This window comes from Lacicoccus alkaliphilus DSM 16010 (assembly GCF_900142805.1).
GTDB lineage: Bacteria > Bacillota > Bacilli > Staphylococcales > Salinicoccaceae > Lacicoccus > Lacicoccus alkaliphilus.
On sequence record NZ_FRCF01000007.1, the window covers coordinates 1 to 19,050 of the forward strand.

Consider the following 19,050-nt stretch of genomic DNA (forward strand, 5'->3'; position numbering starts at 1 on the left):
ATCCCTCAGAGACGATGAGGTGGATAGGTTCGGCGTGTAAGTGTGGCGACACATGCAGCGGACGAATACTAATCGATCGATGACTTATTCAAAGATTTGTACCGTGTAGAGGGTTTTTTACACGATGTTGCTTGGCTTCTATATGGTTTTGAATGTACATTGCATTCAAATTGTCTGGTGGCAATGGCGGAGAGGCCACACCTGTTCCCATGCCGAACACAGCCGTTAAGCTCTCCAGCGCCGATGGTAGTTGGACTGACGTCCCGTTAGAGTAGGACGCCGCCAGGCAGACTTAGACCCGATCCCAGTGATCGGGTCTTTTTTTATTGTCTTTTTCTTTTTATAAGTCATTCTCCAACTGTCAGGTGATCATTACAGACTGACCGGCTTAGTGTGCAAAACAGGAAAACTGAATGTGGGTATGCTCATTTTGGAGGAGGGCCAATGACTTCATCTGCTAAACGACGGCAGTTGTCCTGATCAAAATAGTCGAAATAATACTCCGCCTTTTCATACCAGGGGTTTTTATTTTCACCTGTCACGATACGTTCTAATGAATTGATTACTGCCTCTGTATTACCGGCTTTATATCCATATAAATCCTCATCCAGGTCGAGGTAAGTACCGCGTTTTTCTTCTAATATATCCTGATCAAACATATAAAAAATGATCGGCTTATTTTGATACAAGAAATCCCAGGATACACTTGTATAATCAGTCAACAGCATATCAGCATCAATCACTTCATCTTTGATGATAGCTTCATCAAAAGTGATGACTGAGATGTGATCTCCACTTTGTAATGGTTTGAAATACTCTTCATAAGTTTTCATAAAAGGGTGCAATACAACTTTTATATTAAGATGATAAGATACAATAAGCTTCCTCAATTCAGGATCATTCAACAGATCCACCATGCATCGGAAGTAATCACTTTCCAAAAACTCTTCCTCGGTAAGATCAATTAACCATTCCCTCCATGTCATCATCAGAAGTATGTTGCTGACCTCTTTTGAAGGATTGTCAGGTTGTAAACGGTCAAAACGCGCCATGCCTGTAGTGATTAATTTTTCATCAGGAACTTTCCAACCGTTTAATTTGATATCGCGTTCGTATTTTGAAGCACAATTAAAAAAGTCAGTGCGATGAAGAAGAGGCTTATCTTCAGGCTGTATTAAAATTTTCTTAAAGCCTTCAATTCCATGACTGACATGTGTCATCACTGTTTTTTTATTGAGGTGGATATATTTATCAACATCCGGTGCAATGTCATAAAGGATGGAGTGGCCATGGAATGTATAGTCGGCTCTGAAAAACAACAAATAATTCTTAAAGCTGCCAAGAGCCACAGCATTTGGAATATTTTCTGATTGGACGTAGTTGAAATTCTTGTCATACATCCAATATGTCTTTACATCCTGGCGTTTTTCGACAAGGTATGTATGGAAAACTGATGCATTGTCTTCGTATTTTTCTCCCAGATTTCCCCCGACAAGTACTATTGGTTTCTTATTTCCCGGTAGTATAGCAGCAACAAATCGTGCAACTGACATTTTAAGAATGATCGAGGGAGACTCGTACCATTTAGAATTTTTCAATCTCATAAGTTATCTCCTCCTTTAAATTCATCATGATTCGTCTATCCCCCAAGCTTATACACTTTTCATAGTTTTTCACTATGTTTTGTTTAAATATATGCATTCGGGGTATTTATATGTTACTGAATATTAAGATTATTTTAACATAAGTGCGTAATGAATCTAAATATAGAAGGGGGAGAATCATTTGACTGTACGGAAAATATTGTTCATTTCAGATCATGGTGACCCACTTGCTGAATTGGGCGGGGAACAGGCGGGTGGGCAGAACAACTATGTCAAACAACTGATGCATCACCTCTGTGATAGAGGGATGCTGGTGGATGTGGTCACTCATTGGAGCGATGAAACTGCGCCTCAAATAGAAAGGTACGGCAAGTCAGGTCGCGTAATTCGTATCGCAGCAGGCAGGAAAGGTTTTGTTCCAAAGGAAGAAATGGTGAATTTCCTTGATGATATTTATAAGGAAATGAAAATTATACTCAATTTAAAAGAGTATGACATTATCCATAGTCATTACTGGATGTCCGGTCTTCTTGGTCTTGCTGTGAAGGAAGAATTCGGCATACCGTCCGTCCATACCTCCCATTCACTTGGTACCGTAAAAGCGGCAGCCACAGGAGTACGGGAAGAAAGACGCCTGAGGGCTGAAAAAAGGATTCTCAGAAAAGCAGATCGCGTCATAGCGACGACACCAACTGAAAAAGAAACCATCATAAAATTTGCAGGTCCGAAAACGGATGTCTCTGTGATTCCTATTGGAGTTGCGAAGTCATTTGAAGAAACATCGCTTCAAAAACCGCCCGCAAAACCACACTTTGTTTACGCCGGACGCTTTGAAGAGACTAAAGGGCTGTTTACTCTCTTAAAAGCTTTTCAGGATTTTGTGAAAGAGGGGCAGGAAGGCGAATTGGTTCTTGCAGGAGGAGACGAGGAAGACATTGATGCAGCGACAGGTTTACCCGTCACCGCCGGCCTCAGGGATGCCATCAATGGTATTGAGGACAGAGTGACTTTTGTTGGTCCAAAATCGCAGGAGGAACTTGCTGCATTGTTTTCTGAAGCCACAGCAGTGGTCGTGCCTTCCTATTATGAATCGTTTGGCATGGTGGCTGCCGAGGCGCAAAGGTGCGGTACACCGGTCATCGCTTCTGGAGTCGGCGGCTTGCAGGATGTGGTACAAGACGGACAAACCGGGATACTCGTACCGCCCAAAGACTCAAAAGCACTCAAAAGCGCAATGCATACATTGGCAGGAGAGCGCCACTTTGCTGAAACTCTGGGGCATGAAGCAATGAAACGTGCGACGTTGTTGTTCACCTGGTCGACGATTGCGGAATTGATGCTCGACTTATATGAGGTGGTTGATGATGAAGAAAATTCCTCATTTATTAGCGACGGATCTTGACGGTACTTTTGCAGGAGATGAAGAGGGGTTGAGGAACCTGTTATCCCATTACGAAACTCTTGAAGAGCCTATATCACTTGCATATATTACAGGGCGGCACCGGGCTTCTGCAGCCAAACTCATCTACGAAGAATCACTGCCGATTCCGGATTTACTCATTACTGACGTAGGGACGGTCATCTATTCGGGACCTGATTTTTCAGAAGATGAAGAGTGGGGGAAGAAGATGTCTGCTGAATGGTATCCGGATGAAATCATTAAAGCTGCAAAGAATATTCCCGGGCTTATGTGCCAGAATTTACCTCATAAAAGGCGTGTCTCTTTTCATTCAAAGGGGCTTCTTCCTGCTAGAGCGCTGGAAACACAACTTATAAAAAGGCACATAGCCCATACGTTTATTTTCAGCTCGAACAGGGATGTGGATATTTTACCGCAGGGCGGAGGAAAGGGCGAAGCACTGAAGTTTTCAATCACCAAGTATGTAGAAAAGGAAGCGAATATTCTAGTGGCGGGAGATTCGGGCAACGACTTGGACATGCTGCAGGCAGGTTACCCGGCTGTAATCGTTTCGAATGCACGCGCTGAGCTTTCAGGGATAGAGGCGGATGACACGCTCTTCCGGGCAAGTTATCCTTATGCACAAGGCATACTTGAGGCATGGCAGCATTTCTATGGAACAGGCAAATAGTTTTGTAATCATTGGAAATCAAATGTAATATGTAAAGAGACCAAATGGGTCTCTTTTTGATATGTATTTTTTAATTTTTGGTATAATGGTTGAGGAAGTTGTGGATAGGAGTCGTAATGATGAAAAAAGAAATTATTGTATCTTCTTTAAATGATATGGAGCGGTTAGCCGGGTTATTCGGTGAAAAAGTATATCCAAATATCATGCTCCTTTTATCAGGTGACTTAGGCGCAGGGAAAACGACATTTGCTCAATTCCTGGGGGGAAAACTTGGAGTGAAACGGCATATCACATCCCCTACATTCAATATCATCAAATCTTACAAAGGGCAGTTGCCCATTCATCATATGGATTGTTATCGGTTGGAAGATAGTGATGAAGATTTGGGGTTTGACGAGTATTTCAATGACGACGCTGTAGTCATCATAGAATGGTACACATATATAGAAGAGTTTTTACCGGAGGAACACATCACTGTAGAGATTAAAAGAGTGAATGATCAGAGGATCGTTACGCTTGAAGGTATGGGGAGTAAAAATGAAAGAGTGGTAAAAGAAATTTATGAAGAGTTTACTTATTGATACATCTGATCAAGTATTATCGATTGCCATCACTGATGAGATCATATTGGGTGAAATTAATATTAATATAAAAAGAACACATTCAGAAACACTGATGCCGTATGTTGCTGATTTGTTGAAGATGGTCAAGGTGAGGAAGAATGAGTTGGAGCAGATCATCGTCTCAAATGGACCCGGCTCCTACACCGGCGTGCGAATCGGGGTAACGGTGGCAAAAACCCTCGCTGTGGCATTGAACCTCCCTTTATATACTGTTTCCAGTCTTTTCGTGATGGCGGCAAATTACCGCGGAGTAGCAGCTCCTGTGATTGATGCACGCAGGGGCAACGTATATGGCGCAATCTACGAGCTGGATGGCCATTCCTTCAATGTAATAAAGGACCCGGCACATATGGATTTTGCAGCATTTAATGAGGAAGTTAAAAAACATGGCGCGAAAATAATTATGAACACTGCATTAAAAAGGAATTTTGAAGCGGAAGTCACTCATGTGATGAGCCGTGTCGGTGATGTCGTGAATTATAAAGGCGCTTTGGTGCCTGTGGACGCACATGAAGCGGTGCCGGAGTATTTAAGAATATCGGAGGCCGAGAAAAATTGGATGGAAAAGAATCAGTAACAATCAGGCCGATGGGGATAGAGGACATCGATGCTGTCCATATGATTGAAACGGCAGCATTCACCAAATCCTCATGGACGAAAGAAGCTTTTCTGAGAGAAATCGCCGCAAATAAATTCGCCCATTACTTCGTCATGGAGAAAGACTCTGAAATCATTGGATACTGCGGTCTGTGGATGATAATTGACCAGAGCCAGATCACGACGATCGCCATCAGGGAAGACCAGCGGGGCCACGGGCTCGGTCATAAATTACTGAAGTTTATTAAAGAGTACTCGGCGGAATCCACAACGACACTCTCCCTGGAAGTGAACGTCGATAATGATTCCGCGAAAAGCCTTTACGAAAAAGAAGGGTTCTCCTACGGGGGGATCCGGAAAGATTATTACGGACCCGGAGAGGATGCACATGTCATGTGGGTGAAATTGAATGAGTGAAGATATAACCATTTTAAGCATTGAGACGAGTTGTGATGAGACGGCATGCAGTATCGTGCGAAACGGCAGCGAGCTGTTGTCGAATGTCGTCGTCAGTCAGATAGAGAGTCATAAGCGGTTCGGCGGCGTGGTGCCCGAGGTCGCCTCAAGACACCACGTGGAAACGATCACAAGGGTGATTGAGCAGGCATTGGCAGAAGCTTCGCTGAGACCGGACCAATTGAGTGCTGTGGCCGTAACGGAAGGTCCGGGGCTGATCGGGGCGCTGCTGGTGGGTATCAATGCAGCCAAAGCATTCAGCTTCTCACACGACCTCCCCCTGATCCCTGTACATCATATCGCCGGCCATATTTATGCTAATCAGCTGGAGGAAGAATTGACTTTCCCCCTGATGGCTCTGATCGTCTCGGGCGGTCATACCGAACTGATCTATATGAAGGACCATTTGAATTTTGAAGTCATAGGGGAAACGCGTGATGATGCAGTGGGGGAGGCCTATGATAAAGTCGCCCGTGTCATCGGGCTCCCTTACCCCGGCGGTCCTCATATCGACCGGCTGGGCAAAGAGGGTGAGGATACATTCGATTTCCCGAGAGCTTATCTGGGAGGCAGTTACGACTTCAGCTTCAGCGGCTTGAAGTCCGCTGTGATCAACTCACTTCACAACAATAAGCAAAAAGGTCTGGAAGTCGATCCGAAAGATGTTGCAGCCTCCTTCCAGCACAGTGTAGTGGACGTCCTCACGAATAAGACGATGCAGGCCGTCGAAGAGTATCAAGTGAAGCATCTTATCATCGCAGGCGGTGTGGCTGCAAACAGCGGTCTGAGAGCGAGGTTCGATCAGCTGGCCAGAATGCATGGCATCACCCTGCACATCCCGGCGCTTAAATTCTGCACAGACAACGCCGCAATGATCGGTGCAGCTGCACATCACCTGTATTTGAAAGGCCATTTTTCAGGGCTCGACTTGAACGGGAGAAATTTCATAGATATAGAGGAATATACCTATTAAGGACAGCCTCATCACCCCTGGTCGGATTGAAGACCAGGTTTTTTTATTATAAACATCCAAGAAAATCACTTTTCTAAAAATTATTATTTGACAGAAAATTCATACGTTGTTAGTATGTTATATAACTTAAAAATGAATATATTCCTTATCTAGAGTCAGGGGAGGAAATTGGTCCTTAGATCCTGCGGCAACCTCACTATCAACAAGTTGAAAGGTGCCCATTCCAACAAGCGATATGCTTGAAAGATGAGGAAGAGCAGCTTTCATCAAAGCCTCTTCCTCAGGAAGAGGCTTTTAATTCCTACTTATAAGATAAGGATTAAGTTGACCAACGTTAAAGGGAGAGGTTATTTATGAAAAAACAAATTCGTCTGAACGGTTTCACTCTAAACTCCGTTGCACCGCACTCACCGGGACTGTGGCGTCATCCGAAAGATCAGGGACACCGCCACGGCGACCTGGATTATTGGACGGATCTTGCGCAACTTCTTGAAAAAGGGAAATTTGATGCGATGTTTTTGGCGGATGTGCTGGGTATTTATGATGTTTACGGAGGGGAACCTGATGCCGCCATCAAAAATGCAGTACAGGTGCCCCTGCACAACCCATTGCTTCCGATTTCGGCAATGGCAGCTGTCACAAAGCACATCGGCTTTGCAGCCACCTATTCAGCGACTTACACGGAACCTTATAAACTGGCACGTGATTTTTCAACGTTGGACCATCTGACCAAAGGCCGTGTGGCCTGGAACATCGTCACCTCCTACTTGAACAGCGAGGCGGTCAATCTTGGAATGGAAGGTCAAATCAAACACGATACAAGATATGACCGGGCGGATGAATATATGGATGTCGTGTACAAATTATGGGAACACAGCTGGGAGGAGGAGGCTGTGGAAGCGAATAAGGAGACCGGCGTCTATGCGGATCCTGAAAAAGTACATCCGATCAACCATGAAGGGGAATTCTTCAATGTTCCCGGCGTGCAACTGGTCGAGCCTTCATCCCAGCGCACTCCGGTGCTCTTCCAGGCGGGTGCTTCCGAGAAAGGCAAGGCATTTGCGGCGAAGCATGCAGAAGCGCTGTTCACGACGCTTGCGAGCAACCTGGAAGAGTTGAAGGCGTTCACTTCAGATGTCAGGGCTCGGGCAGTGAAGAATGGCAGAAACGCTGAAGATATAAAGATATTCCCGGGCATCGTCCCGATTGTCGGACGCACTGAAAAAGAGGCCCAGGAGAAGTATGAAGAACTGCTGACTTACGTCAGTTACGAGGGGACAGCAGCAATGCTTTCAGGCCATACGGGTATTGATTTTTCCAAATATGAGCCGGATCAATATGTTGAAAATGTAACTACTGAAGCTTCCCACGGCTTCCTTCGGAAATACGCAGCAAGCACCACGAGGAAATGGACGGTGAGGGAAGCGATACTGCATCACGGCCTCGGCATCGGTGCAACCAAGGTGATCGGCACACCCGGGCAGGTTGCGGATGAGCTGGAAGCCATGGCGAATGAAGGGGATGCAGATGGATTCAACATCATACAGGCAGCGAGTCCTTCAACGTTCGAAGATTTCATAGATCATGTCATTCCGGTGCTTCAGGAACGGGGAAGCTACAGGACCGAATATGAGGCATCGACTTTAAGGGAGAACCTCTTTGGAAAAGGGAAAGTCAGAATCCCGGACAGTCATCACGCAAGAAAAGTCAGGCTGACCGATAAAGTGCATATTTAAGTGACAAGAACAGCAGTCCTCATTTAAGGGACTGCTGTTCTTCATACTCGGTTTTCAATATCGAATAATATACATCGTTGAAGTACTCACCCTGCTTCCATTTATGTACGTGTCTCAGCACGCCTTCCTTCTGCATACCGAGGCGTTCAAGCACTTTGCCGGAAGCGGTGTTCCGCTCATCGAACATCGCTGCGATGCAGTCGAGGCTGAGGGATTCAAATCCCAATTTCAGTATCGCTTTCCCGGCCTCGGTCATATAGCCATTACCATGGAAATCTTTATTCAGTGTATAGCCGATGATTCCCCTTGAATCTTCGGTTTTCCTTCTCAGTTCAATCGTCCCTATCATTTTTCCGGAATCTTTCAGCTCTATGCCATACTTGCCGAGCGGCTGCTCAAGGAAATATCCGACAATCGCCTTTTCTGTGTCCCTGTAGGATTCGTGGCGGTCAAATACGTAGTAGGTCGTTTCTTCATCCGAGGCATACTCATGCATATCAACGGTGTCCTTCAGGGTGACGGGCCTGAGGCACAGCCGGGGCGTCTCCAGTCTGTCATGTTTGGCAAGTAATACTTTGTAAGTGTCCATTGGGTCCCTCCACATCTCCAGCTTGATCCACATATCTCAATAATAACAAAAAGAAGGCCTCAGGCCTTCTTTTTGTTATTTAAATTTTATCTGTACTGGTTGAACTGGTTGTTCCCTTTTTCCTGCTGGATCTCTGCTTCTTCAGCTTTCCTGCTGCCCTGTGTTTCATCCTGTTTCGCCCAGGCTTTCGAGTCATCATCTTTGAAGTCACCCTGCGGGGCTTGCGCTTTCTCTTTCATCTGGGCTTTTCTATCCTGACCTTCTTCAGCCTGTTTTCTGGCTTCTTCTTTCATCTTTTCTGTCTGATCCTTATGTTCTTCAGTCATCATCACACGCTCCTTTGATCCTTTATATAATTATCTTTACCATTTTTTCAGGTCGGTTAAACAATATACGGGAGGTCACAAGTCGAACATACATTCAACTTTTCTATACAGACCGTCATTCATCCTTGTCAACAGGGAACATCTGTTTTATCCACAACCTGTGGATAAAATGTGGGAAAGTGAAAAAGACCTGTTGAATAAGTTACACACAGTTGTGGATAGTATTGTGGATAACTTTGTGCGTTTATGTGGATTTTGTGGATAACTCCTTGAAATAGCGGTGTCAACACTTCCAATATGTGTATAAATCTGTGATGATCTATAATTCTGACTAGTCACCTTATACACCGAACATGCCGTAAAAAAGAAGCATCCGGTCCGAGACCGGATGCTTAATTTAAGATTCCGTCAAGAGCTCTTCGCTTTCCGCCCATGCATCCATCGCATGTTCAAGCGCCTCATTCTTTTTGATCAGCTCTTCATTCAGTTCCGCAGATTTCGTGTAGTCGTTAAAGACTTCAGGGTCCAGAAGACGATTTTCCAGTTCCCCGATCTCGGTTTCCAGCCGGGCGATCTCTTCTTCATATTTCTTGACCTGCTTTTTCAATCTGCTGCTTTCATTACGGCGTTTCTTCTGTGCTTCATAACTCAGCTCATCCTCAGGTGCATTTTCTTGTTCTGCCGGTTCGGGAAGCACCGCCGTCTGCCGTTGTTCTTCTTTTTTATGAAGGAAGTAATCGTAGTTTCCGTTGACCAGGAAGACATCTTCCTTCCCGACTTCCATGATGCGGTCGGCAATGCGGTTGATGAAGTATCTGTCATGCGACACGAATATGATCGTGCCTTCAAAGTTATCAAGTGCATCTTCAAGCACTTCCTTGCTGTCGATGTCCAGGTGGTTTGTCGGCTCATCGAGTATCAGGACATTGTTCTTCTCCAGCATCAGCTTAGCCAGCTGGATCCTCGCTTTTTCGCCGCCACTCAAATCATTCACACTTTTCAGCACTTCATCCTGTGTGAATAAAAATCGACCCAAAATTTTCCGGACATCACTTTCATTCATTTCCGGATATTCATTCCACAATTCTTCCAGGACATTTTTATCCGAAGTGAACTCGGCCTGTTTCTGGTCATAATAGCCGATGGAGACATTTGTACCATATATGATTTCCCCGTTGATTTTAGGCATCCGCTTCGCGATGGTTTTTACAAGTGTTGATTTGCCGATGCCGTTTGGGCCGAGGATTGCCAATCTGTCACCTTTTTCGACACTGAAGCTGATCCTGCTGTTCAGCACCTCATCATAACCGATGGAGAGGTCATTGACCCGGAAAACATCATTGCCGCTTTCCCGCCGGATTGCAAAAGAGAAGTTGGCATTTTTATAATCCTGCTTCGGTGCATTGATTTTCTCCATCATTTCAAGCTTTTTTCGTCTGTCCTTCGCCATCCCGCTGGTGGAGGCGCGGGCAATATTCTTTTCCACGAAGGTTTCGAGTTTCGATATCTCTTTCTGCTGGCGTTCATACTGCTTCATCTGAAGCCGGTGATGCTTTTCCTTTTCCACGACATACTTCGAATAATTCGAGTGGTAGAGTGTGCCTCTTCCAAGCTCCACTTCAAAAATCTTATCAACGGTCTTGTCCAAGAAGTACCTGTCGTGACTGATGATGACGACCGCACCCTGAAAGCTTTTCAAATAATGTTCGAGCCATTCCACGGTCTCCACATCCAGGTGGTTCGTCGGTTCGTCGAGCAGCAGCACATCAGGTTTACGGAGGAGCATCTGGGCAAGAGACAGTCTTGTTTTCTGACCGCCCGAAAATTCATCGACCGGGCGGTCGAGGTCCCCGGTATCAAAATTCAGGCCGGTCAGGACCATTTTGATGCTGGCCTCGATATTATAGCCATCTGAGTTTTCAAACGTATTTTGAAGTCTTTCGAGTTTATCCACGTGATCCTGGTAATCGGAATGAGAATATTCATGGCTGCCAAGCCAGCGGGTGACCGCCTCCATCTCTTCTTTCACCTTAAGAAGGTCTTTGAACGGCCGCATCATTTCCTCCCGTACCGTCAGCCTGGACTCCAGTGTCATCTGCTGGGTGAGATAGCCGATGGATGCCCATTTCGGCGTGCTGATATTCCCGCCGTCATAGCTTGTTTCACCGGCCATGATTTTCATCAAAGTTGTTTTACCGGCACCATTTTTACCGACGATGCCTATATTTTCACCTGATTTGATCTCGAGGGTGACTTTATCGAAGATCAGATCGGTGCCGAAAGATTTTTTTAAATTGGCTAATTGCATTACAATCATAAAATTCCCTCACTTTCCTACAGTTTACAATACTATGTGAAAAAAAACGATGAAAATTCATTTACATTAGATGTAAGACTTCAGGGTGTGTGATATAATGGATTACATTAGCACAACAGGCAGGTGTAATTGATTGTGAATACAAAGAAGAGAATTCCAAACGCCACCATGAAGCGGCTACCACTTTATTACCGATATTTCAAACAGGCTGAAGAAGCAGCTACTGACAGGGTTTCATCAAGGGAAATAAGTGAAGCTTTGGATATTGACTCAGCCACAATCCGCAGGGACTTCTCATATTTCGGGGAGCTTGGACGCAAAGGATACGGCTATAATGTGAAAAGTCTGTTGAACTTTTTCATGGAACACATCCAGGGGACGGACAAGAAGAACATCGTGCTTGTTGGTGTAGGCAACCTGGGCAGTGCATTACTGAATTATAAATTTAATAATCTGAGTGATAAGATGAATGTCGTGGCCGGCCTTGACAGCAATGAAGAATTGATCGGCAGGAAGATCAACGATGTGGTCGTCCATCATGAAAGTGAACTTGAAGACATCATCAAAAAAGAGAAGGTGGAAGTCGCGATTTTAACATTACCTGTCTCAGCGAGTCAGGAGATGGCTGAACGGCTCGTCGATGCAGGTGTTAAAGGCATCTTGAATTTTACACCGACCAGATTGGATCTGGATAAGAACATCTATGTACATAACATTGACTTGGGAGTGGAATTACAGGCATTATTCTTTTATATGAAAAATCTATAGGAGGGGAATACAGTATGTTGACATTTTTATTACCATCAACCCTGATGATGGCTGTCGGTCCGGTGAGTTTGATCGTCATTGCCGTTGTAGCATTGATCATATTCGGACCTAAAAAATTACCGCAGTTCGGACGCGCAGTCGGATCCACATTGAAGGAGTTCAAGGATGCGACGAGAGGGCTTGCGGATGACGACGAAGAAGAAGAAGAAAAGAAGAAGGACACAAAAAAAATTGAATCGAATTCGTAAAAAAGGTGGTGGCGAAAGCCACCTTTTTTTAAGAGGTGACTTTACCCATGCACAATGAAGAAAAGAAAGATATCATGGAACATTTGGATGAGCTGAGGAAGCGTCTGCTTATTGTGATGTACTTTTTTGTTGCTGCATTGATTGTCGGCTTTTTTTTATCCCAACCTTTAATTTATCAGATGCAGAATGCACCTTGGACGGCTAATATACAAATGCATGCGTTCCAGATCGCTGATCCGCTTAAAATATATTTGATGGTCATCGTGATCATCGCCTTTGTGGTCATTCTTCCTGTAATCCTGTACCAGCTTTGGGCATTCATTTCCCCGGGGCTTTACAGCAATGAACAGAAAATGACACTGAGCTACATTCCGATAGTGATGATACTGATGCTGATCGGTATGGCATTCAGCTACTTCATCGTAGTGCCCTATGTGGTCCGCTTCACTTTCGACCTCTCAGAACAGATGGGTATTGAGACCACTATAGGAATCAACCAGTATTTCGGCTTCTTATTCCGTACGGTGCTGCCGTTCGGTGCCATATTCCAGATGCCGATCCTCGTATTGTTTTTGACACAGCTCGGCCTCATTACACCGATGCTTCTGAAAAAGAACAGGAAATATGCGTACTTCATACTCTTCATCATTGCTGCAATCATCGCTCCGCCTGACTTCATGACCCATATACTTTTGACGATACCGATGATCTTACTTTATGAACTCAGCATAGTCATATCAAAATATGGATATAAAAGATATTTGAAGGCGGAAGAGAAGGCACTGGAAGAATCTTTGAACGACGATTAGGGGGAAAACGGGTGGACAGGCATGACGATATTCAATTGAAAGCGTTGGAAAGATTGAGTCACGACGATTTAAATTCGTATATTGAACATGTTAAAAGCAGTCCGTGGCGGCAGAAATTTCATGTGCAGAGTGTTTTTGGCGCATTGGCAGCACCCGCTGCCGCATTCTATGATGATGAACAGGAGATATATCATTTGTTCTATACATGGCTGCCTCTCCTCGGTGGGGATGAACAGTACTGGTACCATGTGACTTCGGATGACTTTGCCGACTTTAATAATGCAGGTGTAAAAATGAAGCCGGATGCGCTTTTCGACAGCGAAGGCCTGTCAGCCGGATCCGTCCTGCAAATCAATGGCACAAACCATATCTTCTATATGGGGCGGTCACGCGCCCGGGGCCGGTACAGATACAAATTGCTTGCAGCTGACATGGACGGGGATGATAAGTTGAATAAACACACCGTCCCGCTGATTGAAGGATTTGAAGATCTTTATAAGCAGAGCAAAGATAGCGCAATGGTGAGGATCCGGGATAAATATTATCTTCTCATCGGTGCAGAATCAAAAGATGGCCGGGGCCGTCTCGCAGTCTACGGTGCGGATGAGTTATCCACATTCGAACATCTCGGCGATCTCCAGACTGACTTTGATGAGTTCGGCTGGTTATGGGAATACCCCGATCATTTTACAGTGGACGGCCGGGATGTGCTCGTGTTCTGCCCCCAGGGCATCGACCGTTATGGTGATCTCTTCAGGAACAACTTCCAGGCAGGCTACCTGACCGGCCTTTTGGACTTTGAAAATGCGGGGATGACCCACGGAAAGTTCAGGGAATTCGATCACGGGTTTGACTTTTACGCACCCCAGACATTCACCGATAAAGCACAGCGTCAGGTGATCATCGGAACCCTCGGCATGCCGACCACCTCCTACCCCGAGGAAAAATTTCATGTCAGACACTGCCTGAGCCTGCCCCGTGTCCTGACATTCACTGATGATAAGTTGAATCAGACGCCGCATCCGGCGCTCGAAAACTTAAGATATAATGAAATGACCGCACTCGGTTACTTCAAACATTATAATAAGCGTATGCGGGATTTTTACGGAGATGCCTACGAACTGATAGTGGAATTCAAAGAATATGAGGCCTCTGAAATCTATCTCCATCTGCGGGTGGGGAAAAGGGATGAAACCCGGCTGATTTATAATACGGAAGCGCAGCTGTTCACACTCGACACTTCCTTCAGCGGTGAGCAGCCGGAAGGTGTGGAGGACTTTGACCGTTCGGTGCGTCTGGAAGAACCGCTCTATAAGCTGCAGATATTCATGGACATTTCGAGTCTGGAAATCTTCATCAATGACGGTGCGGCGGTGATGTCGGCAAGGATCTTCCCCGAAAAGGATGCAGTCGGTGTGGAGTTCTCCACCCAGACCGGCCAGTGCTTCGTCAATCTGACCCGTTATGACTTGAAACCTTTAAAAAATAAGGAAATAATCTATCAGCATTAGTTTCATGGATATGTAAAATTCAGTAATTTTATGTTAAATATATAATGAACTTACTCAAATCATGTTATAATTGCATCAATATTTTCTTATTTGAACGGATTGAAAAAGTTTGGAGGAAAAAATATGTTTTCGGTACTGAGCCAGATCAATAAAAGACAGGAATATATGACGCCGGTGGAACAGAGAATTGCAAATTTCATCCTTGAAAATCCACGGCAAATCATCAATATGCCGGTAAAGGACATTGCTTCCAACAGTAATACGAGCGATGCGGCAATCGTCCGGTTTGCAAAGCGGGTCGGACTGGCAGGCATCAAAGAGCTGAAAGTCGAACTGGCCAAAGAATTACATACGCTGGAAAAAGAGAAGATATCCAGAGTGATTGATTTGGAGGAAGACGACCATAAAGATATATTCGACAAAGTATTTAAAAATACGATCCAGGCGTTGTATAATACCGAAAAAATCGTCAGCCGTGATGTAATGGAAGAAGCGGCACACCTCATTCTCGAAGCAAAGAACACATTCATCTTCGGCGTCGGGGACTCCGCGAATGTCGGCCACGACATAGAACAGAAGCTGCACCGTGTGAATGTCAACGCGTTCTTCACCGCCGATAAATATTTGTGCTTGACGCGGCTGTCCAATGCAACGGAGAGTGATGTCCTCTTCGTCATTACATTGTCCGGCAAGACGACAGAAGTCATAGAAGTCGTCAAGAAAGCGAAAGCACTGGGCATCAAAGTTGTCATCCTGACACAGAACCATGCGTCGATAGCAAAAAGACATTCGGACCTTGCGATTGAAATCACCGAGGAGGAGACGAATATACAGTACATGAATATGACAAGCAGGATCGCACAACTGGTGATATGCGACGTTTTATTCTTCTATGTATGCAAAGAGCTCGGGAGTTCGGCTTACGATACCATTATGAAAACATATGATGCCACACATTGATGGCGGGAGAGGGCGGATTCATTCCACTCTCTTTTTTAATATTACAGAAGACATCGATTGAAATGAGATTGAAACATAACGGGAATAGTATTAAAGGTGTGTTACATATCTGAAAATATGTAGATACAAGTATACAAATTTTATATACTTGTTTTAACTGTTGGAACAGTATATACATGTTTAAAGGTATGGAGGGAAAATTTTGGACAAAAAGCATTTGAAGATCACAGTGATATCCATACTCATTACATCAACAATTTTTAATCCTGCAAGTATAACTTTTGCTGATGACGGCGAAGATATAGATGGAAATGTACAGGAACATGATATGGAATATGATGCAGACGGGGGCCCGGACGATGATAATGAAGTGACCACCGGGGGTGTGGGTGAAGGTGAAAGCCTGCCGGCGGAGGAAAGTGGTGGAACGGATGAGGATGTTGAAGAGCAACCCCGTGAAACAGAAGCCGTATTGACGCCTGCCGACCATGTCGGGGAAGCGGAGGCAGAAACGCTTCAGGAAGACACCACTCAGGATGAATCTGCACCAGATGTACCAGCATCAGACGAAAATTCATCAGAGGAAACTGCATCAGATGAACCTGTGAATGAAGCACCTGAAAACGATGGGGTGAATGAAGGAGATTCGTCGGTCAATGATTCTGATGGCGATGTCAACGGGCGTGAGGAAGAGGCTGGTGACGCCTCGCCTCCTGTAGATGATGACGTGATCCAGGAAGAAGAAGGAAATGAAACCGGTGAAGGATCGATGCCGGAAGGTGAAGATGCCTATGATGGTGGAGACGATGCCGGTCAGGCGCCTGACAATGAGGAGGGACGGCCATCACAAGAAGCGGATTCCCCTCTTGTGCCCGTGGAACCTGAAACACCTGACGCAGCGAATGAAGATCCTTCAGTGCAGGAGGAGGCTCCTGGTTCTGATCAGCAGACAGAAGTGCAGCCGGAGCAGCCGGCAGTGGAAATTGAGCCGGATGGAAACCATGAAGTTTACGGAGGTTCGTCAGAAGCACAGTCTTCAGATGATGGCAGCCGGAACGTTCAGGAGCATGCCGGCGCAGATGTTGAGGTAGAAGTGTCAGAAGATGTCCGTACAGGTGTGGCCGGTAAAAAACTCCACCGTTACAATTACGGGGATATTTTGGAAGGTCTCGATCTGAGCCCCGGCCGCTCGGATGAATCCCTCGCGCTTCTCGATAAAAGAGTCAACCGCATAATGGGTTCCAAAATCCTCGAAGAAGTTGAAATGCACGAAGAGGACGAAGTGGTGCTCGAGGAAGAGATTAAAAATGAAACAGCGGGCATCACCTCATCGGATCGGGAGATTTTGCCGAATACGGGTGAGGCAAACAACTATAACTTTTTATACAGTGTCATGTTGATCATATCCGGAGTAATCCTGTTCTTCGTGACCAAAAAACCGAGGCAACAGTAAAAAATTCAAACAGCAAACGGACATATTCCATATTGGATGATGTCCGTTTTTTGATTCCTGAAGAGTAGACACCACCGTTGAAATGCGGTGGCCCGACACAAAAAAAGGATAAAACCCTTTGAGTGGATTTTATCCTATCATTCAGATGATATTAAAGCTTGGTGTCTTCTATGGCTTCCAGATAACGGTCGGCTTCTGCAATGACATCTTTCAGGCTGCCTTCTTCGAATGGAGACCTGAGTTTGGCGACATCGACCAGAGCATTGAACGGCAGTGAGCCGCCAAGTTTGCACAGCGCCACATAATCTTTCCATGCCTCTTCGAAGTCTTCATTTGCACGTTGCCAGAACTGAAGGGCACAAACCTGTGCCAGGGTGTAGTCGATGTAGTAGAACGGGGCCCCGAAGAGGTGGCCCTGACGGTGCCAGAACGCGCCGCTCGTGAGGGGTTCAATACCATCATAGTCCCTGTGCGGCAAATATTTTTCTTCAAGCTTCTTCCATTCGCTGCGGCGTTCTTCCGGGGTCATCTCCGGGTTTTCATAGACGATATGCTGAAATTCATCAATGGCCACACCGTAAGGAAGAAACGACAGATTGTCCGCCATATGGGAAAACTTGAATTTATCCGTATCTTCTTCAAAGAAAAGAGCCATCCACGGATAGGTGAAGTATTCCATGCTCATTGAATGGATTTCTGCAGATTCCAATGTCGGGAACTGATATTCAGGAACATCAAAACGTGACATATATGTCTGGAACGCATGACCTGCTTCATGTGTCAGAACGGTCACATCACCGAGGGTGCCGTTGAAGTTCGAGAAGATGAACGGCGAATCATACTCGGGGATGAACGTGCAGTAGCCACCGCCTTCCTTGCCTTTCTTGGCCTCGACATCAAATAATTCTCGTTCGCTCATGAATGTGTAGAACTCATCTGTTTCAGGTGAGAGTGCCTCATACATTTTCGCACCGTTTTTCATAATTTTTTTGGCGTCACCTTTTGGTGCGGCGTTTCCAGTGATGAAATCGAAGGATTCATCATAGGATTTCAGCTCTGATAAGCCGATGCGTCTGCGCTGGCGCTCTTTCAACTTTGTGACGACGGGAACCACATATTCCGCCACCTGATTTCTGAACTTCTCGACCATGTCACGGTCGTAATCGATTCTGTTCATCCTGACATATCCCAGTTCGACGAAATCGCTGTAGCCGAGTGCCTTTGCGATCTTATCCCTCGTCTTGACAAGCCTGTCATAAATGTCATCGATTTCATCCAGTTTATCCCCCATGAATCCCTGGACGGCGAGCGATGCATCTTTACGGGTGTTGCGGTCCGGATCTTCCATATATGGACCGAACTCGGATAAGTTCAGCACTTTTCCGTCAAATTCTATTTCAGCAGATGCCAGGAGCTTGGAGTACCGGGTGGACAGGCGGTTTTCTTCCTGGACCAGCTCCTTGATTGAAGGATCATAGCCTTTCAGCTCATTTTCCGCAAGAGCGAAAAGCTGTCTGCCATATAAATCTTCCAGTTCGAACCGGAAATCGCTGTTCAATATTGCCTTATAGTATTTATTGTTGATTTCAGTTATGACCGGCCCGTATTCATCAAAGAAGTTTCTTTCTGCATCATAAAATTCATCTTTTGTATTTATTGAGGCACGAATGTTTGCAAGGGTCTCCATCGTATCAAGACGGTTGAAAATCCTATTGAGTTCATCGACGACCTTGCTTTGCTCTTTCGCATTTTCAGCTGCCTCGAACGTTTCAATCAATTCGGATACCTCTTTGGATATCTGCTGTAAATCGGGCCTTTCATACTCATAGTCATGGAACTTCGTGACCATTTAATTTCCCCCTTATCGTTAGTCATGCATATTTTATCATATCAGGACACTGACAATCTAAAATTTAACGGCAGGGCTTTCATTAAAAGTGTTGTTTTGGGGTAGAATAAAGGGACGAAGATGGAATGACAGGAGGGGTAA

General features: G+C 45.3%; 18 protein-coding genes, 2 rRNA genes and 1 riboswitch. Of the genes, 15 read left to right on the forward strand and 5 right to left on the reverse strand.

Annotated features, from left to right (window positions below; genetic code table 11):
* Window positions 1–92 (forward strand): 23S ribosomal RNA (locus BUA12_RS08500); the annotation flags it as partial.
* Between the two features lie 81 nt (window positions 93–173).
* Window positions 174–288 (forward strand): 5S ribosomal RNA (gene rrf, locus BUA12_RS08505).
* 137 nt (window positions 289–425) lie between these two features.
* Here the strand turns inward: rrf and BUA12_RS08510 are convergent.
* A complete protein-coding gene (locus tag BUA12_RS08510; RefSeq protein ID WP_072710181.1) occupies window positions 426–1,604 on the reverse strand; it encodes a CDP-glycerol glycerophosphotransferase family protein in 1,179 nt (392 codons plus the stop codon).
* A 181-nt stretch (window positions 1,605–1,785) separates the two neighbouring features.
* On the opposite strand from BUA12_RS08510, the gene BUA12_RS08515 reads away from it, so the two are divergent.
* The 7 genes from BUA12_RS08515 to BUA12_RS08545 all read left to right on the forward strand — a co-directional run bounded on the left by BUA12_RS08515 (window position 1,786) and on the right by BUA12_RS08545 (window position 8,079).
* Window positions 1,786–3,006: a glycosyltransferase gene (locus tag BUA12_RS08515; RefSeq protein WP_072710182.1), complete on the forward strand. Its 1,221-nt coding sequence runs from the start codon at window positions 1,786–1,788 to the stop codon at window positions 3,004–3,006.
* Window positions 2,969–3,694: an HAD-IIB family hydrolase gene (locus BUA12_RS08520; protein WP_072710183.1), complete on the forward strand. Its 726-nt coding sequence runs from the start codon at window positions 2,969–2,971 to the stop codon at window positions 3,692–3,694. The genes BUA12_RS08515 and BUA12_RS08520 overlap by 38 nt, the downstream gene beginning before the upstream one ends.
* A 155-nt stretch (window positions 3,695–3,849) precedes the next feature.
* A complete protein-coding gene (gene tsaE, locus BUA12_RS08525; RefSeq protein WP_245772792.1) occupies window positions 3,850–4,275 on the forward strand; it encodes a tRNA (adenosine(37)-N6)-threonylcarbamoyltransferase complex ATPase subunit type 1 TsaE in 426 nt (141 codons plus the stop codon).
* Window positions 4,256–4,894 carry a tRNA (adenosine(37)-N6)-threonylcarbamoyltransferase complex dimerization subunit type 1 TsaB gene (gene tsaB / locus BUA12_RS08530; protein WP_072710185.1) on the forward strand — a complete coding sequence of 213 codons (639 nt, stop codon included), beginning with the start codon at window positions 4,256–4,258 and terminating at the stop codon, window positions 4,892–4,894. Before tsaE ends, tsaB begins: the two co-directional genes overlap by 20 nt.
* The gene (gene rimI, locus BUA12_RS08535; RefSeq protein WP_245772788.1) at window positions 4,873–5,331 is read left to right on the forward strand and encodes a ribosomal protein S18-alanine N-acetyltransferase; all 459 of its coding nucleotides are present in this window, start codon (window positions 4,873–4,875) and stop codon (window positions 5,329–5,331) included. The genes tsaB and rimI overlap by 22 nt, the downstream gene beginning before the upstream one ends.
* Window positions 5,324–6,343 (forward strand): tRNA (adenosine(37)-N6)-threonylcarbamoyltransferase complex transferase subunit TsaD, encoded by a 1,020-nt coding sequence (tsaD, locus tag BUA12_RS08540; protein ID WP_072710186.1) that lies wholly within the window; start codon window positions 5,324–5,326, stop codon window positions 6,341–6,343. The genes rimI and tsaD overlap by 8 nt, the downstream gene beginning before the upstream one ends.
* 142 nt (window positions 6,344–6,485) lie before the next feature.
* A riboswitch (SAM riboswitch) is annotated at window positions 6,486–6,596 on the forward strand.
* A 100-nt stretch (window positions 6,597–6,696) separates the two neighbouring features.
* Window positions 6,697–8,079, forward strand: coding sequence for an LLM class flavin-dependent oxidoreductase (locus tag BUA12_RS08545; protein ID WP_072710187.1), 1,383 nt, complete (start codon window positions 6,697–6,699; stop codon window positions 8,077–8,079).
* Window positions 8,080–8,098: 19 nt separating this feature from the next.
* Here BUA12_RS08545 and BUA12_RS08550 read toward each other — a convergent pair whose 3' ends face one another.
* The 3 genes from BUA12_RS08550 to BUA12_RS08560 form a co-directional block, all read right to left on the reverse strand.
* Entirely contained in the window at window positions 8,099–8,668 is a 570-nt protein-coding gene (locus tag BUA12_RS08550) for a GNAT family N-acetyltransferase (RefSeq protein WP_072710188.1), read from the reverse strand.
* Window positions 8,669–8,754: 86 nt separating this feature from the next.
* Window positions 8,755–8,994, reverse strand: a complete 240-nt coding sequence (locus BUA12_RS08555; protein ID WP_072710189.1) for a hypothetical protein — start codon at window positions 8,992–8,994, stop codon at window positions 8,755–8,757.
* A 397-nt stretch (window positions 8,995–9,391) separates the two neighbouring features.
* On the reverse strand, window positions 9,392–11,311 hold the full coding sequence (locus BUA12_RS08560) for an ABC-F family ATP-binding cassette domain-containing protein (protein ID WP_072710190.1): 1,920 nt from the start codon (window positions 11,309–11,311) through the stop codon (window positions 9,392–9,394).
* 132 nt (window positions 11,312–11,443) lie between these two features.
* Between BUA12_RS08560 and BUA12_RS08565 the strand changes: the two genes are divergently transcribed.
* From BUA12_RS08565 to BUA12_RS08590, 6 genes are all read left to right on the forward strand, one after another.
* The gene (locus BUA12_RS08565; RefSeq protein WP_072710272.1) at window positions 11,444–12,079 is read left to right on the forward strand and encodes a redox-sensing transcriptional repressor Rex; all 636 of its coding nucleotides are present in this window, start codon (window positions 11,444–11,446) and stop codon (window positions 12,077–12,079) included.
* 44 nt (window positions 12,080–12,123) lie between these two features.
* Entirely contained in the window at window positions 12,124–12,327 is a 204-nt protein-coding gene (locus tag BUA12_RS08570) for a twin-arginine translocase TatA/TatE family subunit (protein ID WP_072710273.1), read from the forward strand.
* Window positions 12,328–12,374: 47 nt separating this feature from the next.
* Window positions 12,375–13,136: a twin-arginine translocase subunit TatC gene (gene tatC, locus BUA12_RS08575; protein WP_072710191.1), complete on the forward strand. Its 762-nt coding sequence runs from the start codon at window positions 12,375–12,377 to the stop codon at window positions 13,134–13,136.
* Between the two features lie 11 nt (window positions 13,137–13,147).
* Window positions 13,148–14,647 carry a GH32 C-terminal domain-containing protein gene (locus tag BUA12_RS08580; protein ID WP_072710192.1) on the forward strand — a complete coding sequence of 500 codons (1,500 nt, stop codon included), beginning with the start codon at window positions 13,148–13,150 and terminating at the stop codon, window positions 14,645–14,647.
* A gap of 123 nt (window positions 14,648–14,770) precedes the next feature.
* Window positions 14,771–15,607, forward strand: coding sequence for a MurR/RpiR family transcriptional regulator (locus BUA12_RS08585; RefSeq protein WP_072710193.1), 837 nt, complete (start codon window positions 14,771–14,773; stop codon window positions 15,605–15,607).
* Window positions 15,608–15,809: 202 nt separating this feature from the next.
* Window positions 15,810–17,060 (forward strand): LPXTG cell wall anchor domain-containing protein, encoded by a 1,251-nt coding sequence (locus tag BUA12_RS08590; protein ID WP_072710194.1) that lies wholly within the window; start codon window positions 15,810–15,812, stop codon window positions 17,058–17,060.
* A gap of 151 nt (window positions 17,061–17,211) precedes the next feature.
* On the opposite strand, the gene BUA12_RS08595 is transcribed toward BUA12_RS08590, so the two are convergent.
* A complete protein-coding gene (locus BUA12_RS08595) occupies window positions 17,212–18,909 on the reverse strand; it encodes a M3 family oligoendopeptidase (RefSeq protein ID WP_072710195.1) in 1,698 nt (565 codons plus the stop codon).
* Between the last annotated feature and the right edge of the window lie 141 nt (window positions 18,910–19,050).

Bases quoted from the DNA above. Each gene is read 5' to 3' on its own strand.
- tsaB (WP_072710185.1), top strand. From the start codon at position 4,256: ATGAAGAGTTTACTTATTGATACATCTGATCAAGTATTATCGATTGCC.
- BUA12_RS08595 (WP_072710195.1), bottom strand. From the start codon at position 18,909: ATGGTCACGAAGTTCCATGACTATGAGTATGAAAGGCCCGATTTACAG.
- BUA12_RS08570 (WP_072710273.1), top strand. From the start codon at position 12,124: ATGATGGCTGTCGGTCCGGTGAGTTTGATCGTCATTGCCGTTGTAGCA.
- BUA12_RS08560 (WP_072710190.1), bottom strand. From the start codon at position 11,311: ATGATTGTAATGCAATTAGCCAATTTAAAAAAATCTTTCGGCACCGAT.
- BUA12_RS08550 (WP_072710188.1), bottom strand. From the start codon at position 8,668: ATGGACACTTACAAAGTATTACTTGCCAAACATGACAGACTGGAGACG.
- BUA12_RS08520 (WP_072710183.1), top strand. From the start codon at position 2,969: ATGAAGAAAATTCCTCATTTATTAGCGACGGATCTTGACGGTACTTTT.
- tsaD (WP_072710186.1), top strand. From the start codon at position 5,324: ATGAGTGAAGATATAACCATTTTAAGCATTGAGACGAGTTGTGATGAG.
- BUA12_RS08510 (WP_072710181.1), bottom strand. From the start codon at position 1,604: ATGAGATTGAAAAATTCTAAATGGTACGAGTCTCCCTCGATCATTCTT.
- tsaE (WP_245772792.1), top strand. From the start codon at position 3,850: ATGGAGCGGTTAGCCGGGTTATTCGGTGAAAAAGTATATCCAAATATC.
- BUA12_RS08555 (WP_072710189.1), bottom strand. From the start codon at position 8,994: ATGACTGAAGAACATAAGGATCAGACAGAAAAGATGAAAGAAGAAGCC.
- tatC (WP_072710191.1), top strand. From the start codon at position 12,375: ATGCACAATGAAGAAAAGAAAGATATCATGGAACATTTGGATGAGCTG.
- BUA12_RS08585 (WP_072710193.1), top strand. From the start codon at position 14,771: ATGTTTTCGGTACTGAGCCAGATCAATAAAAGACAGGAATATATGACG.
- BUA12_RS08545 (WP_072710187.1), top strand. From the start codon at position 6,697: ATGAAAAAACAAATTCGTCTGAACGGTTTCACTCTAAACTCCGTTGCA.